This window comes from Cytobacillus kochii (assembly GCF_044790165.1).
GTDB lineage: Bacteria > Bacillota > Bacilli > Bacillales > Cytobacillaceae > Cytobacillus > Cytobacillus kochii.
Genome location: NZ_CP085254.1, coordinates 3,130,664 through 3,146,172, shown reverse-complemented (window position 1 = coordinate 3,146,172; position 15,509 = coordinate 3,130,664). Strand labels below are relative to the sequence as shown.

Sequence of the window (15,509 nt, the reverse complement as noted above, 5' to 3'; positions counted from 1 at the left end):
GGAGATGGCTTTTTGCTTACTTTTGTACAGCTTTTGGCTTTTTTATTTTCGGAAGGATTTTAGATAATGGTACTTTCTTTTCTGTAAGCCAAGTTGATTCTTCTTTTGGATCATACTGTTCAATAAAAGAAATCACTTCTTTTGTAATTGGTGTTGGTGTAGAGGCACCGGCCGTTACTGCAACCGTTTGAGCATCCTTAATCCAATCTAAATTAAGCTCGGAAATATCGCCAATACGGTAGGCCTTCGTGCCAGCAATTTCTTCGGAAACTTGAGCAAGCCTGTTCGAGTTATTACTTTTCGGATCTCCAACAACGATAAGGACATCTGCAGCCCCTGCTTGCTCTGCAACCGCTTCTTGGCGTACTTGAGTAGCAAGACAAATTTCTTTATGAAATTCAGCTTGAGGATATTTCTCTTTGATTTCTTCCATGATATCGCCGACATCCCATTGGCTCATGGTTGTTTGATTTGTAACGAGAATTTTTTCATTTGTTAATGTTAACGCTTGAACATCGTCAATCGTTTCAACTAAGTGAACGATCTCAGGTGCAACCCCAACCGCTCCTTCAGGTTCAGGATGTCCCTTTTTACCAATATATATAATTTGATAATTTTCGTCTTTCTTCTGACGAATTAAATCATGCGTGCTACTCACATCCGGGCAGGTGGCATCTAAGGTAACTAACCCTTTTTCTTTAGCTCTTTCTCGAATTTTAGGTGATACACCATGTGCGGTAAAGATAACCGTACCGCTTTGGACTTGGTCTAAAATATCATCACGGTTTTTCCCATCTAAAGTAATAATGCCTTCTTCTTCAAATGCATCAGTCACGTGTTTGTTATGGACAATCATGCCAAGGATATAAATTGGCCTCGGTAAGGTTTTATCGAGTGATGCGTTTTTAGCAATCACCATTGCGTCTACTACACCATAGCAGTAGCCCCTTGGTGATATTTTGATGACGTTCATTGAATATCCTCCCTATATCAGAAACATATATTTTGTATTATATAATTGTAAATAAAACATTGGATGAATGAAATTACTCATCTCTTCTAATCTATTATATAAGACATAAAGCAATAACACAAAAAGGAGAATTGATAAAAGAAATCCATGGTGAGTTAAGCTCTATTCTATTGTTCCGTAAGGACGAATGAAATAAGACAATGAAGGTGATAGATAGGTCCACTTTGCATGTTGGTACTTAAGAGATGACTCTAACAATGTTTTTAATTCATTTAATGAAGGAAATGAGCAATTTACAATAAAATAAAAACTCGCCAAAATGGCGAGCGCTAAGCACATGACTAAACATACAGTTTCGGTACAGACTGACCACCCGCTTTTTTAGGGGGTTGTTGAGTTGGCTGGTCTTCTAAAGACTCCATAGTGACTGATTTTTCTTTTTTAGTTTTCATTGCTGACATAGAAGGATGACTATCCTTTATCGGAGATGGTGAGCTAGATTCATTTTCTTCCTCTTTTTCTTCCGTTGTTGAACTCATATTCTTAAGACCGCGATAAAGCTTCCACATTGAAGGGATATTTTTAACCATCGGACCGTACTGTTGAACCATTGGACCGATTTGCCCTGCAGTATTTAAGAATTTTTGTGTATTTGTTAAAAAACCACTTATATTTGTTGGGTTTGTTATCGTTTGGAGAATACCTGCTCCACCAGCGGCTCTAGATTCTGTGGCAGCATTAGTAGCAGTGTTTACAGCTGCCTGCGCACCAGAACCACCTCTACCACCAAGGATTTTGGATAATAGACCTCCACTTCTTGAAGATCCGTTATTTCTCATTCCACCATTATTTCTTGGTTGTGTTGGTCCGTATGGAGTCATTCTGGGTGGAAATGGTGGCCTACCTGATAAGTTTTGCATCATTTGTGGTGTTTGGTGTGGTGGAGGGAAGCCTGGTCTCTGCCCTCGATTTGGTCCCATTCCTGGATACATCACATCTCCTCCTCTCAAAAGGGGATTTTACTTTCATTGTATGCAAAAAGGAGAAATGGGTTTATCTTTATAAAAGGATAAGAAGGAATAACAAGTATAACTGGTTATTTACCTGGAATTTTATTATAATAATATGATGGAGTAAATGTTTGCGATTTTAAGTGATCATGTGTGCAAGTACTTATGATCATTTCATAACGATAATGAGGAGTTAAAAAAATGAATGAAACAAGATTTGAAAGGTATGAGTTTAAACCTTTTATTATAGAAGCAGTAAAGAAGTTAGGGTTTTTTGAACCAACAGATATACAGGAAAGATTAATACCGACTGTCTTAAAAGGGGAAAGTGCCATTGGTCAATCCCAGACAGGTACAGGTAAAACACACGCTTATATTCTGCCAATGGTTGAAAAAATTCAAACAAACAAAAAAGGTGTACAAGCAATTATCACTGCACCAACTAGAGAGCTAGCCAACCAAATTTATCAAGAAGTTTTAAAAATCACGAGCCATAGTGAAGAAGCTATCGCAGTTAAGCTCTTTATCGGAGGTACAGATAAACAAAGAACAATTGAAAAGCTTAAAACGCAACCGCAAATAGTTGTTGGTACACCGGGAAGAATTAATGATTTAGTGAAAGAGCAGGCATTGCTTATCCATACAGCTTCATTGTTAGTTGTGGATGAGGCGGACTTAATGTTGGATATGGGCTTCTTGGAAGATGTTGACCAAATTGCGTCACACATGCAAGAGAAATTGCAAATGCTTGTGTTTTCAGCTACCATCCCAGAGAAGCTTAAACCATTTTTGAAAAAATATATGGAAAACCCAAAATATGTTCATGTAGAGCCGAAGCAACCAACCGCAGCTAAAATCGAACATCAACTCTTACCTTCAAGACACCGCAACAAAGTAAATCTTGTGTTTGATGCTTTACAGTCTTTTAACCCGTATTTAGCCATCGTGTTTACGAATACGAAGAAAAAGGCAGATGAAGTCGCAGATGGTTTAATGGCTAAAGGCTTGAAAGTCGGAAGAATTCACGGAGATTTGAATCCACGAGAACGAAAGAAAATGATGAAGCAAATCGTTGATCTCGAATTCCAATATATCGTAGCAACTGATTTAGCTGCTAGGGGTATTGATATTAAAGGAATTAGTCACGTAATTAACTACGAATTACCTACAGACTTAGATTTTTATATTCATCGTGTAGGTAGAACAGCAAGAGCAGGCACTTCAGGTATCGCCTTAACGATTTATGATCCAACAGATGAAGACGCATTAAATAAATTAGAGAAAATGGGCGTTACTTTTACTCATATTGATTTTGTTAAAGGAAATTGGGTAACACTTGACGATCGTAATAAAAGAAAAAACAGACAACGTCAAACAGATGAGATTGATAAAAAAGCTAGTTCACTTATACAAAAACCGAAAAAAGTAAAACCAGGATACAAAAGAAAGCGCAAATGGGAAATGGAAAAGATAAAGAAGAGAGAAAGAAGGATTAAAAGAAAATAAGAGAGAGGGATATTGTATGTTGAAAATAGGATCCCATGTTTCGATGAGCGGAAAAAAAATGTTATTAGCAGCCAGTGAAGAAGCAGCTTCTTACGGGGCGAATACATTTATGATTTACACAGGTGCTCCCCAAAACACGAGAAGAAAGAAAATAGAAGATTTAAATATAGAAGCTGGCCTAGCTCATATGAAGGAAAATGGCATAAGTGATATTGTTGTTCATGCCCCTTATATTATAAATATAGGGAATACAACGAACCCAGCTACATTCGAATTAGGAGTGAATTTTCTACGTTCTGAAATCGATCGTACAGAAGCGCTTGGGGCAAAGCAAATTGTCTTGCATCCTGGTGCACATGTCGGAGCAGGTGCAGAAAACGGTATCGCCAGGATCATTGAAGGTTTAAATGAAGTACTAAATGGCGATGAAAATGTGCAAATTGCGCTTGAAACAATGGCTGGAAAAGGGTCAGAATGTGGAAGAGATTTTGAAGAACTAGCGAAAATTATTGATGGTGTAACTCATAATGAACATTTATCTGTTTGTTTTGATACTTGTCATACTCATGATGCTGGATATGATATTGTTAATGACTTTGATGGTGTATTAAATGAATTTGATAAAATCATTGGTATCGATCGATTAAAGGTTCTTCATATTAATGATAGTAAAAACATTCAGGGAGCTAGGAAAGACCGCCATGAAAATATTGGATTTGGTCATATCGGTTTTAAGGCACTAAACAACATTGTTCATCATCCACAACTTACGACAATACCGAAAATCTTGGAAACCCCTTATGTTGGCGAGGACAAGAAAAATAAGAAACCGCCATATCAATTCGAAATCAATATGTTACGTAAAGAAGCGTTTAATAAAAATCTATTAGAAGATATTTTAGCACAATAAAAAAGCATGGAGGAGAGGGATCCTCTATGCTTCTTCTTTGCCCTTCTAATGGTCTGTTTAAATCGTAGATGTCAATGGCACTGGTAATAGACTTAAGAATTAGTAAACATAAGAAATATTTGGTTGACTGACTTTGCCGTGTCTACACCTGCAATATTGGCAATTTCTTTGACAAGTTTCTTTCGTTCATTTTCATTAAAGATATTCACCTTTTTACCGCGAAGATATTGGGCGATTTGCTCCGCTTCTGAGCGGCTAACTGAGATATTAAATTGTTTTCCATACTTTAATAATTCATCTGCGGTAATGTGATTGACTTTGTGATTAATGATGTTCTCAAAGATTTTCATGTGCATCACTCCTCATTAAACTGTATGCACCTGTACAGTAAAATTTGCCTTTTTTTCTACAAAAATTGATGAAACAAGCCTCATTTCACTCCTTTACAAGGTTAGGAACTTCATGTATACTACTCCTTGTACTAAATCGTAATGATTCTTAAAACGAAGGTGAATAAGATGGAAACACGGCAAGAGCCAGTGATTAAAATAGAGGATGTTTCCTTTAGATATGAAAAAAATAATGTATTAGAGCGGGTAAATTTAACTGTAAATGAAGGAGACTTCTTAGCCATTGTAGGTCCAAATGGTTCTGGAAAATCAACACTTCTCAAGTTAATATTGAACTTATTAAAATTACAAAATGGGAAAATCACTCTTTTCGGGGAAGAAATGAATCAATTTAAGGACAGGCAAAAAATTGGCTTTGTCTCGCAAAAGGCAAATTCATTTAATACAGGTTTTCCGGCAACGGTATTTGAAGTTGTTGCTAGTGGGTTAACAAAAAAACTTGGACTATTTAAATGGATGAAAAAGGAAGATAGGCGTCATGTTATAGACGCTATAGATTCTGTTGGATTACGCGAGTATGAAACGAGTAATGTGGGAGAGTTATCTGGAGGTCAGCAACAACGGGTGTTTATTGCAAGAGCGTTAGTAAGTGAACCTAAATTACTTATATTAGATGAACCGACTGTTGGTGTAGATGCACAACATGTGCAATCTTTTTATCATATGCTTGAAGATCTGAATAAAAACCGTGGCATTACGCTTTTACTCGTTACACATGATATAGGGACAATTTCTGAGCGGGTATCACATGTTGCATGTATGAATAAAACTCTTCATTTCCACGGGAAAACAGAGGAATTTGAGCGTCTTGATAAAGCTGAAATGTCGACGTTTTATGGACATGACGTTCATATCTTATCCCATGATCATCACCACCATCATGAAGGGGTGAGATAATGATTGCTGCTATATTTGAATATGAGTTTTTACAAAATGCTTTTTTAACTGGTATGATTATTGGTATTATTGCCCCTTTACTTGGTGTGTATATTGTAGTAAGGCGGTTATCATTGATAGCAGATGCGCTTAGTCATGTAACGTTAGCTGGGATTGCAGCAAGCTTATTACTTGAAAAGAAACTAACCGGTTTTAGCGGAGTCAATCCTGTTTATATGGGGATGGCTTTTTCCGTTACAGGATCTGTGTTTATTGAAAAATTAAGGTCTGTATATAAGCATTATCAGGAGCTTGCCATTCCTATTATTCTTTCTGGGGGAACCGGTCTTAGTGTAATATTTATTTCACTAGCTGATGGCTTCAATTCAGATCTGTTTGGTTACCTATTTGGTAGCGTTAGTGCAGTAAGTAGAGAAGATCTATGGCTTATTATCATCATTTCGGTGATTATTATAGCCATTATTGTTTCTTTATATAAAGAACTATTCTTATTATCTTTTGATGAGGAGCATGCGCAAGCATCTGGTATTCCAGTAAAAATTGTTCATTTTATTTTTATTGTTATGGTGGCACTTGTTATCGCTTCATCAATGCGTATCGTTGGAATTCTCCTCGTATCCGCACTTATGACTTTACCAGTTGCTGCGAGTATGCGGATTGCAAAGGGCTTTAAGCAAACGATTTTATTGTCAGTTATTTTTGGAGAAGTGTCAGTACTTGGCGGTTTATTTTTAGCATATTACTTAGATCTTGCTCCTGGAGGAACCATTGTGATCATTGCTGTGTTAATATTATTAGTAACGATACTTTTAAAGAAAGTAAAGACATCTAGACCAGCTAAAGTATAATTGCAAAAAAAGGGTGAATCAGTCATGAATGTGAGTGGCGCATTAGAACTGTTGAAAAATCGAGGCTATAAGCATACAGGCAAGAGAGAAGAAATGCTTGCACTATTTGCAGATAGTAATAAGTACTTAACGGCAAGAGAAGTCTTAGAGGAAATGAAACCAGATTATCCGGGCTTGAGCTTTGATACCATTTATCGTAATTTATCTTTGTTTGTGGACTTAGATATTCTTGAGATGACCGAGTTATCTGGTGAAAAACATTTTCGGTTTACTTGTTCTCATGAACATCATCATCATCATTTTATCTGTCTGGATTGTGGAAAAACGAAAGAAATAGAAACTTGTCCGATGAATACTTTGGCAGAAAACTTAAAAGGATATGATGTTTCTGGGCATAAATTTGAAATTTACGGCAAATGCCCAGAATGTTGTTAATTGGAAAAACCCCTCTTATAAGAGGGGTTTTTTTATATGAAGATAGTAAGATTACACAGATACTTTTAACCAATTCTCTACCCATGTGGCTGCTTCCTTCCAGCTTGTCACCCTTTTTACGCCGTCTGGAGTCGGTAAGCGGTTATAGGGTGTATCGAACAATATGACGGGAATTTGACACGCCTCATGGATCATAACAGCATTATCATGTTTATCTTCGAAGAATATGTCAATATCATATTGTTTAGCTGCTGAGACTTTATCATGAGAGCCAATAAGATCAATATGATCAAAAGTAATGCCATTCTGTGTGAACCAATTTTCAGTTACACTCATCAAATGAGTTGAGCGTGCACTAATAAAAAATAGTTCATGCTCTTCTTTCCATTTTGTTAATATTGATTTTGCGTTAGGTACAATGGTTGACTGGCGATAAATTTCCGGTTCATTTTCTTTAAACCATTGATCGAATGCTTGAGGTTCTATATCTACAAGCGGATACAAGTCATATTGTTTTATGTCTTCTAAAGTAAGTTGTAGCCCAAATGCTTTGTTCATAAAAGGAATCATTGCCGCTGGACTCGTGACAGTTCCATCGATATCAATTCCGAATCGTTTTTTCATTTCATTGCTCTCCTTTAAAACTTGAACATATAACCGTTCACTTCATTTTTTCTTTACTTCCTAATTTTAGCTGAAACTTTTCATTATATAAACCATAAAAGCCTTTTTGTTGCTAGAAAATCTTAACACAAGTAAAAGTGTAAAGCTTGTTAATAATAATAAATGCTCCACCACAGAAAAGTGGATACCATTAAAGCGAGGGATCATGATGGCAGATCAGATGCGTAAATATGATGAAGATCAGCTTCGTCGTGACAGAGTTGACGAGAACCAGTATGAAGTCTCAAGCGATTATTCAGAAGAAACTGCAGCCGAAATTGCTGCTCCTGTAACTTATGATGAGGACAGGGGAAGGGATATTGACGATAGAAAAGGGACGCGTAGTGGTGGCCGAGGAGTAGGTATTACTGCTTTAGTATTATCAATCCTTTCACTATTCATTATGCCGATATTTCTTGGAGCTGCAGGGATCGTACTTGGTATTGTTGCAAATAGCAAAGGAGCTAGAGGATTTGGCACTTGGGCGATTGGTATCGGTATAGTATCGCTTTTAGTAGGGATTTTTATTATGCCATTCTTTTAAATATAAACAACAAGCGCCTAGGAGTATCCCTAGGCGCTTTGTTTATTTAAACTGTTTCTTTGGCATTTTCTTCTTCTTCTTTTTGTTTTGCAAAATACTCTTCAGCTATTTTATCAATTTCAATCTTTAATTCATCGACCATTGTATCTTCTGGTACTTTGCGAACAATTTTCCCTTTGCGGAATAATAAACCTTCACCTCGTGCTCCAGCGATGCCAATGTCAGCTTCTCTTGCTTCACCAGGGCCGTTAACGGCACAGCCCAACACAGCGACTTTAATTGGTGCTTTAATTGTTGAGATATATTCTTCAACTTCATTCGCGATACTAATTAAGTCGATTTCGATACGACCACAAGTCGGACAAGAAATGAGTGTCGCAGCATTCGATGATAAACCATATACTTTTAACAGCTCTCTAGCCACTTTTACTTCTTCAACTGGATCAGCACTTAATGAAATTCTTAACGTATTTCCGATACCTTTATGAAGAATTGCGCCTAATCCAGCAGCACTTTTTACTGTACCGGCAAATAATGTTCCGGATTCAGTAATCCCTAAGTGTAGTGGATAATCAAAAGCTTGAGCTGCTTTTTCATAAGCTTCAATCGCTAAATTGACATCTGACGCTTTCATAGAGACGATAATATCATGGAAGTCTAGGTCTTCCAGAATTTTAATATGGTGAAGTGCACTTTCAACCATTCCGTCTGCCGTAGGATAGCCGTATTTTTCTAAAATACGTTTTTCTAATGAACCTGCATTTACACCAATACGAATAGGAATACCTTTCGCTTTAGCAGCTTTTACAACAGCTTCCACTTTTTCGCGTTTTCCAATATTACCTGGGTTAATTCTAATCTTGTCAGCTCCACCTTCAATGGCTTTTAAAGCTAACTTATAATCAAAATGGATATCAACGACAAGTGGAATATCGATTTGTTTTTTTATATCAGCAATCGCATTAGCTGCCCTTTCATCTGGACATGCTACGCGAACAACTTGGCATCCTGCTTCTTCTAAACGTTTAATTTGCGCAACGGTTGCTTCTACATCATGAGTTTTCGTTGTAGTCATACTTTGAATAAATAATTCATTACTTCCGCCAATGGTTAGCGGTCCCACTTTTACCGGACGAGTTTTCGTACGATGTATCATTTCACTCAATGGAGATTCGCTCCTTTATATATATAAAATATATTTGAACTTCTCAATGTAAGCTCTTATCATCAACTATTGTATCAATGAAGTGATTGAATTGACAAGAAATAGATGCTAAGCATTTAGTTTTCATTATTATATGAAGGAAATTTATAGGTATTACCGTATTGAATTTCTTCAGGCTTTATTCCATTATTTAATGTGCTGAAATCTTCAGCGATAACATTAATTGGAAGATTTTCGATGTTCATATTTTGCTGTTCAATAATGGATAAAACGGTATCTCCCCGATTCACTTCTTTTTCAAAATAAGGAAGGCCTACCTCTTGTTCGTCTTTTTCTAAATTTGTGACCTCTGCAGCAACGGGTGCAATATGTTTAGGGAGAGTTCCTTTGGAAAGATCGACGTATACAGCAAATGAAATGATAATAATTAAGATGAAGGCTGAAATTCTTCTCATATTTACAAGCTCCCGTCATTTTAGAATAACCATTATCATACTTATGCATGTCCACATCTAATTAGAACAGATTATGTATAAAAAAAAACTGTAGACGGTATATGCGTCTACAGTATGATTCCACTATTGTTCAGGTATTTCCTTTTTCTGATGAGGTATTTCTTTGATGGCTAACATAAGAATGATGATGGATATTAACCAGTTAATAAGTGCTCCATTTGGAACAACGGTTTGTAGTGTGTCCATGATAATAAAAAATACGGTTGATAATGTGATACTATAAGCGGCTATTCGCCACATGTAGCGATAAGGAAGGGTCTTCTGAACAATTCTCACAATCATTATACCGAGTAAGGCAATAATGGAAATTTCTATTAAGCGCATGGCTACAGAAAATAAATACAGTACAATAGCGACGATACTAATTAATATGATTAACCAAGAATCTGCCGCTTGTATTAATTCAATAACAGTTGATTTATCAATATTGATATCACCGAGCATACTATAGCTATAGGATTGTTGATTGTTTCCGCTAATAAACACCAATTCGTCTTGTAGAATGGCAATGGTATCATTTGTTTGCAATATTTCATCTTTCTTTACAATATTATTTGAGTCAAAAATAATGGTCACACCATCATTCTCAACAGTAATAGGTGCTGTTTCATTTGCTTGTAATGTCCCATTAGTAATCTCAAATTCAGGCAAATCATCCGTTATTGTTGATTCCATTGATTGTACACCATTAAAGACGGATGTACTGAGAAAAAAAATAGTGGGGATAATGGATAGGAAAGTGAGAAAAAAAACATAACCTATTGTCTTTCCTATACCTTGCTGACGAAAGGTTGCAATGTCTTTTGGAGAATAAATGCTTCTTATAAATTGTTTAATGATATTCAAAAATTTTCCACGTCCTTACTTGTCATTATTCTATTTATTTTAACGACAATACTTTCGTCATACAAGAATAATAAGTTTTTTGAATAATTAACCTTTTGTCATCTAATTGTAACATAAGAGAAAAATATTAAAGGTTTGTAAATTTAACCGTTACACTATTTACATTAATAGAGAAAGCTTTAATAATAGTGTGGGGTTTACATTTAGTGTTGAAAAACTTTCTAGGGGTTGAATAGCTTGGAATTAGATATTCAAAAGATGATATTTGAGTTTGTCGGTGGATTAGGTATTTTCCTTCTCGGGATAAAAACGATGGGAGATGGTCTACAAAAGTCAGCTGGAGATCGTCTTAGAGATATTTTGGATAAATTCACCACAAACCCATTAATGGGTGTTTTAGCAGGAATGTTAGTAACGATGCTTATTCAAAGTAGTTCAGCAACGACGGTGTTAACAGTAGGATTAGTTAGCGCTGGGTTTATGAATCTACGTCAAGCAATAGGCGTAATTATGGGTGCGAATATTGGGACAACCTTTACAGCGTTTATAATTGGTCTAGATATTGGTGAATATGCGTTACCAATCCTAGCGATTGGGGTATTATGCTTAGTATTCTTTAAAAATAACCGTATGCAAAACATTGGGTCTATTATATTTGGTTTTGGAGCATTGTTTTATGGATTAGAGTTAATGGGCGGTGGTATGAAACCGTTAAGTAACTTACAAAGCTTTCATGACCTGACAGTTAGTATGAGTGAGATTCCAGTATTAGGTGTTCTTGTGGGAACTGTGCTTACAGTCATTGTACAAAGCTCAAGTGCGACAATTGGAATATTGCAAGGTTTATTTTCTGAAGGGTTAATTAGCTTAGATGCAGCTCTTCCAGTTTTATTTGGAGATAATATTGGTACAACGATAACTGCTATTTTAGCTTCACTTGGGGCTACTGTGGCAGCTAAACGAGCAGCGCTAGTCCACGTGACGTTTAATTTAATTGGAGCTACGATCTTTTTAATATTACTGCATCCTTTTACTTTATTGGTTGAAATGTTCCAAGCGAATCTTGGACTGAATCCAGAGCTGACAATTGCGTTCGCTCATGGAACATTTAATATTACTAACACGTTGATTCAACTGCCATTTGTGGCTGTTCTGGCGTATATTGTGACGAAGCTTATACCGGGTGAAGATACAGTGATTGAGCAAAAAGCCAAACATTTAGACGCTGTTTTTATTCAACAATCGCCATCAATTGCTCTTGGACAAGCGAAAGAAGAGGTACTTCGAATGGGTCAATTTGCTGTTGAAGGATTAAATGAAACACGATCATTTTTAATAGATGGTTCGCCTAAACATGGTGAAAAAGCTTATCAAATCGAAAGTGCGATAAACAATCTGGACAGACAAATTACAGATTATCTTATTCAGCTTTCTAGAAGTTCTTTATCTAATAACGAATCGTCTGAACATACGGTTCTAATGGATACGATTCGAGATATTGAAAGAATGGGTGACCATTTCGAAAATATCGTTGAATTAATGGATTATAAGAAAGCAAATAAGGTAAGTATTACGGAATCCGCTATGAAAGATTTAGATGATATGTTCCAATTAACGATCTCTACGGTTTCTGAAGCATTAGAAGCGCTAGACCATAATGATAAAGAAGCAGCACAACATGTTGTACAAAAAGAAGATCAAATAGATAAAATGGAACGTAAATTACGTAAACAGCATATCATTCGCTTAAGTGAAGGAGTATGTTCTGGACAAGCAGGGATTGTATATGTGGATATCTTAAGTAATCTCGAACGAATCGGTGATCATGCAGTTAATATTGCAGAGGCTGTATTAGGCGAAGATTGAGTATTATAAAGAGGTAAGGATGGGTTCCTTACCTCTTTTTTTAAAATCTTTCGATGGAAAAGATAACATTTTAATGTTTTAATTATGGCGAGACTATGAGAAGTTTTTGTTATGAATAGGAGGGAACGGTTATGGATATTTTAGCTTGGGCAATCATTATCATCTTATTTGTTATAGCTTTTATCGGATTGATATATCCAATTATCCCGAGTGTACTTTTTATTGCTGCTGGCTTTATTGTTTATGGATTATTCTATTCCTTTGAACCTTTTGGTGTACTGTTTTGGTCCATCCAAATTTTATTTGTAATATTACTATTTGGTGCCGACTATATCTCCAATATGGTTGGTGTGAAAAAATATGGTGGGACAAAAGCTGGAATATGGGGAAGCACTATTGGAATACTAGTAGGGCCTTTTGTTATCCCGGTGGCAGGTATATTACTTGGACCGATAGTCGGGGCAATTATCGCAGAATTAATTGTACATCGTCGCCCATTTAAGGAAGCAGTTTTAGTTGGATTTGGGTCACTTGTAGGATTCATAAGTAGCATCTTTACTAAAGGAATTGTTCAAGTAGTGATGATTATCTATTTCTTATTTGTTGTTCTATAAAAAAATAATTTTTATGTTTGATTCTATGGCAAAGTGGTATAGAAAATATAAGAAGACATTTTTAATGATGTCTGCATATGATCATATTTTTAGTAGGAGGAATGTTTACATGGCTTATGAACTACCGAAATTACCGTATGCTTATGATGCTTTAGAACCTCATATCGACAAGGAAACAATGAATATCCATCATACGAAACACCATAATACTTATGTAACTAACTTGAATAATGCAATTGAAGGAAAAAGTGCATACGCATCGAAAAGTGTAGAAGAATTAATTACCCATATAAATGATATTCCTGAAGATATCCGTACAGCTGTCAGAAATAATGGCGGTGGACATGCCAACCATTCTTTATTCTGGCAAGTTCTTTCACCAAATGGTGGGGGTACACCAACAGGCGATTTAGGAGATGCGATAGCTAGTAAATTTGGTAGCTTTGACGACTTCAAGGATGAATTTGCTAAAGCAGCTACTGGTCGCTTCGGATCGGGTTGGGCATGGTTAATTGTTGATAATGGGGAATTAGCCATAACGAGCACACCTAATCAAGACTCACCATTAATGGAAGGCAAAACACCCCTTCTTGGGCTAGATGTTTGGGAACATGCTTATTATTTAAACTATCAAAACAAACGTCCTGAGTATATTAAAGCATTTTGGAATGTTGTCAATTGGGACGAAGTAGGCAGAAGATATCAAGAAGCGAAGTAAAAGCTAAATGAAAATATATAATAGTAAAAAAAGCGCTATTCATTGGAATAGTGCTTTTTTACATTTCTGTTCGATAAATGTCACTCCTTCCTAATGTATGGGATTCAATTGTTAGACATAATTGTTTCTTTATAAAAAGACCAAGCGACATGAAATATTTTTCCAATGGGGATCTTCCTTTTCTTGCATAACTCCATCGTTTTTGAAGGAGACTATTTGTAGAATCGAAGGGGAGTTTTTTTATGAGTAAATTGCAGAGAGTGATTGGAAATATTGAGCCGACCAGAGACCTTGTTTTGTTGCTGCTAATTGGAGGATTATATTCCTTAAGTGTTGCGTTATCCAATACTTTTGTGAATATTTTTTTGTGGAAGCAATCTGGTGAATACGTGGATTTAGGCTTATATAACCTCGCTGCTGTTGTTCTGCAACCTATTGCATTTATTATTGCGGGCAAATGGGCGAAAAAAGTAGATCGTGTTATTGTTCTAAGGTTAGGGGTTATATTTCTTGCCTTCTTTTATATTTCTGTGCTTCTTGTAGGGGATAAAGCGTCGTCATATCTCCTTTTATTAGGTTCTTTATTAGGTATAGGTTCTGGTTTTTATTGGCTTGCTTTTAATGTATTAACATTTGAAATAACGGATCCAGAAAATCGAGACTTTTTTAATGGTTTTCTCGGGTTACTTTCATCATTTGGTGGTATGATTGGACCTATTTCTGCCGGTTTAATTATTTCAAAAATGAAGGCGTATACTGGTTATTCAGTCATTTTTGGAATTTCATTAGCTTTGTTCGCGATTGCCGTATTTTTAAGTTTTTCTATTAAAAGACGTCCAGCAAATGGAAAGTATTTTTTTAAGCGGATTATTAAGGAACGAAAGTATAATAAAAATTGGAAGAGGATTACAAATGCCCATTTTTTCCAAGGGTTTCGTGAAGGTACATATGCGTTTGTCGTTTCTGTCTTTGTGTTTATAGCTACGGGGAGCGAATTAGCACTTGGTACATTCGGATTAATAAATTCAGGTATTGCATTAGTTTGTTATTATATTGCTTCAAGGTGGATTAAGAAAGAGCATAGGAAAAGAGCAGTATTAGTTGGAGGTGTGTTATTATTTCTGTCAATTTTCCTGTTAGTATTTCATATAACCTACGTTAACCTTTTGCTTTATGCTGCATTAATTGCCATCGCATATCCTTTATTACTCGTTCCTTATTCTTCAATGACTTATGATGTAATAGGCACAGCGTGGAAAGCAGCAGAAATGAGAATTGAATATATTGTTGTCAGGGAATTATTCTTGAACATCGGTAGAGTATTATCTTTGTTGTTCTTTATAGTGGGTGTAATCTATTTTGATGATCATGTGATCTTGCCGATATTGCTAGTAATATTAGGTGTTGGGCATAGTATGATCTATTTCTTTATTAAGAATATCGAATGATGTGAAAAAAAATATTCAAAATAACTATCATTTCCTTATAGTTATGAATAGAATTATTTTTGGTTTTCTTTTAAAATAAGTATATGTAATTAAGAGGGAAGTGTGGTTTTAGCAATTGAATAAGAAGAAAAAGAAGAATCG

Annotated in this window: 17 protein-coding genes; 10 read left to right on the top strand and 7 right to left on the bottom strand. The window is 35.8% G+C overall.

Going from position 1 to position 15,509, the window contains the following annotated elements; genetic code table 11:
• Positions 1-16 precede the first annotated feature (16 nt).
• Together LG276_RS16110 and LG276_RS16105 are read right to left on the bottom strand one after the other, a co-directional pair.
• Positions 17-973: a 4-hydroxy-3-methylbut-2-enyl diphosphate reductase gene (locus LG276_RS16110; protein ID WP_224935953.1), complete on the bottom strand. Its 957-nt coding sequence runs from the start codon at positions 971-973 to the stop codon at positions 17-19.
• Between the two features lie 341 nt (positions 974-1,314).
• Complete coding sequence (locus LG276_RS16105; RefSeq protein ID WP_251163392.1) at positions 1,315-1,965, bottom strand: YqfQ family protein; 651 nt, start codon at positions 1,963-1,965, stop codon at positions 1,315-1,317.
• A gap of 219 nt (positions 1,966-2,184) precedes the next feature.
• Here LG276_RS16105 and LG276_RS16100 point away from each other — a divergent pair, with 219 nt between their 5' ends.
• Both LG276_RS16100 and LG276_RS16095 read left to right on the top strand, forming a co-directional pair.
• Positions 2,185-3,489: a DEAD/DEAH box helicase gene (locus LG276_RS16100; protein WP_281202249.1), complete on the top strand. Its 1,305-nt coding sequence runs from the start codon at positions 2,185-2,187 to the stop codon at positions 3,487-3,489.
• Positions 3,490-3,505: 16 nt separating this feature from the next.
• The gene (locus tag LG276_RS16095; RefSeq protein ID WP_341106667.1) at positions 3,506-4,399 is read left to right on the top strand and encodes a deoxyribonuclease IV; all 894 of its coding nucleotides are present in this window, start codon (positions 3,506-3,508) and stop codon (positions 4,397-4,399) included.
• Between the two features lie 92 nt (positions 4,400-4,491).
• Here the strand turns inward: LG276_RS16095 and LG276_RS16090 are convergent, their stop codons facing one another.
• Positions 4,492-4,749, bottom strand: coding sequence for a DUF2624 domain-containing protein (locus LG276_RS16090; RefSeq protein ID WP_095372545.1), 258 nt, complete (start codon positions 4,747-4,749; stop codon positions 4,492-4,494).
• A gap of 168 nt (positions 4,750-4,917) precedes the next feature.
• On the opposite strand from LG276_RS16090, the gene LG276_RS16085 reads away from it, so the two are divergent.
• From LG276_RS16085 to LG276_RS16075, 3 genes are read left to right on the top strand one after another with little or no spacing between them, the layout of a single operon-like run.
• Positions 4,918-5,706 carry a metal ABC transporter ATP-binding protein gene (locus LG276_RS16085; protein WP_251163395.1) on the top strand — a complete coding sequence of 263 codons (789 nt, stop codon included), beginning with the start codon at positions 4,918-4,920 and terminating at the stop codon, positions 5,704-5,706.
• A complete protein-coding gene (locus LG276_RS16080; RefSeq protein WP_095372547.1) occupies positions 5,706-6,554 on the top strand; it encodes a metal ABC transporter permease in 849 nt (282 codons plus the stop codon). The genes LG276_RS16085 and LG276_RS16080 overlap by 1 nt, the downstream gene beginning before the upstream one ends.
• Positions 6,555-6,578: 24 nt before the next feature.
• A complete protein-coding gene (locus tag LG276_RS16075; RefSeq protein ID WP_095372548.1) occupies positions 6,579-6,989 on the top strand; it encodes a Fur family transcriptional regulator in 411 nt (136 codons plus the stop codon).
• Between the two features lie 51 nt (positions 6,990-7,040).
• Here the strand turns inward: LG276_RS16075 and LG276_RS16070 are convergent, their stop codons facing one another.
• A complete protein-coding gene (locus LG276_RS16070) occupies positions 7,041-7,613 on the bottom strand; it encodes a 5' nucleotidase, NT5C type (protein ID WP_224935958.1) in 573 nt (190 codons plus the stop codon).
• A 208-nt stretch (positions 7,614-7,821) separates the two neighbouring features.
• On the opposite strand from LG276_RS16070, the gene LG276_RS16065 reads away from it, so the two are divergent.
• A complete protein-coding gene (locus LG276_RS16065; protein ID WP_095372550.1) occupies positions 7,822-8,196 on the top strand; it encodes a DUF4190 domain-containing protein in 375 nt (124 codons plus the stop codon).
• A 46-nt stretch (positions 8,197-8,242) separates the two neighbouring features.
• Here the strand turns inward: LG276_RS16065 and ispG are convergent, their stop codons facing one another.
• The 3 genes from ispG to LG276_RS16050 form a co-directional block, all read right to left on the bottom strand.
• On the bottom strand, positions 8,243-9,352 hold the full coding sequence (gene ispG, locus LG276_RS16060) for a flavodoxin-dependent (E)-4-hydroxy-3-methylbut-2-enyl-diphosphate synthase (RefSeq protein ID WP_180317072.1): 1,110 nt from the start codon (positions 9,350-9,352) through the stop codon (positions 8,243-8,245).
• A gap of 125 nt (positions 9,353-9,477) precedes the next feature.
• Complete coding sequence (locus LG276_RS16055) at positions 9,478-9,816, bottom strand: hypothetical protein (RefSeq protein ID WP_224935959.1); 339 nt, start codon at positions 9,814-9,816, stop codon at positions 9,478-9,480.
• A gap of 123 nt (positions 9,817-9,939) precedes the next feature.
• Complete coding sequence (locus LG276_RS16050; RefSeq protein ID WP_251161994.1) at positions 9,940-10,722, bottom strand: DUF1189 domain-containing protein; 783 nt, start codon at positions 10,720-10,722, stop codon at positions 9,940-9,942.
• A gap of 258 nt (positions 10,723-10,980) precedes the next feature.
• Between LG276_RS16050 and LG276_RS16045 the strand changes: the two genes are divergently transcribed.
• The 4 genes from LG276_RS16045 to LG276_RS16030 all read left to right on the top strand — a co-directional run bounded on the left by LG276_RS16045 (position 10,981) and on the right by LG276_RS16030 (position 15,368).
• Positions 10,981-12,588 carry a Na/Pi cotransporter family protein gene (locus tag LG276_RS16045; protein ID WP_373370922.1) on the top strand — a complete coding sequence of 536 codons (1,608 nt, stop codon included), beginning with the start codon at positions 10,981-10,983 and terminating at the stop codon, positions 12,586-12,588.
• Between the two features lie 131 nt (positions 12,589-12,719).
• Positions 12,720-13,202 (top strand): DUF456 domain-containing protein, encoded by a 483-nt coding sequence (locus tag LG276_RS16040; RefSeq protein ID WP_341106673.1) that lies wholly within the window; start codon positions 12,720-12,722, stop codon positions 13,200-13,202.
• Positions 13,203-13,311: 109 nt separating this feature from the next.
• A complete protein-coding gene (locus LG276_RS16035) occupies positions 13,312-13,920 on the top strand; it encodes a superoxide dismutase (protein ID WP_341106675.1) in 609 nt (202 codons plus the stop codon).
• 242 nt (positions 13,921-14,162) lie between these two features.
• On the top strand, positions 14,163-15,368 hold the full coding sequence (locus LG276_RS16030) for an MFS transporter (protein WP_224935964.1): 1,206 nt from the start codon (positions 14,163-14,165) through the stop codon (positions 15,366-15,368).
• Positions 15,369-15,509 lie beyond the last annotated feature (141 nt).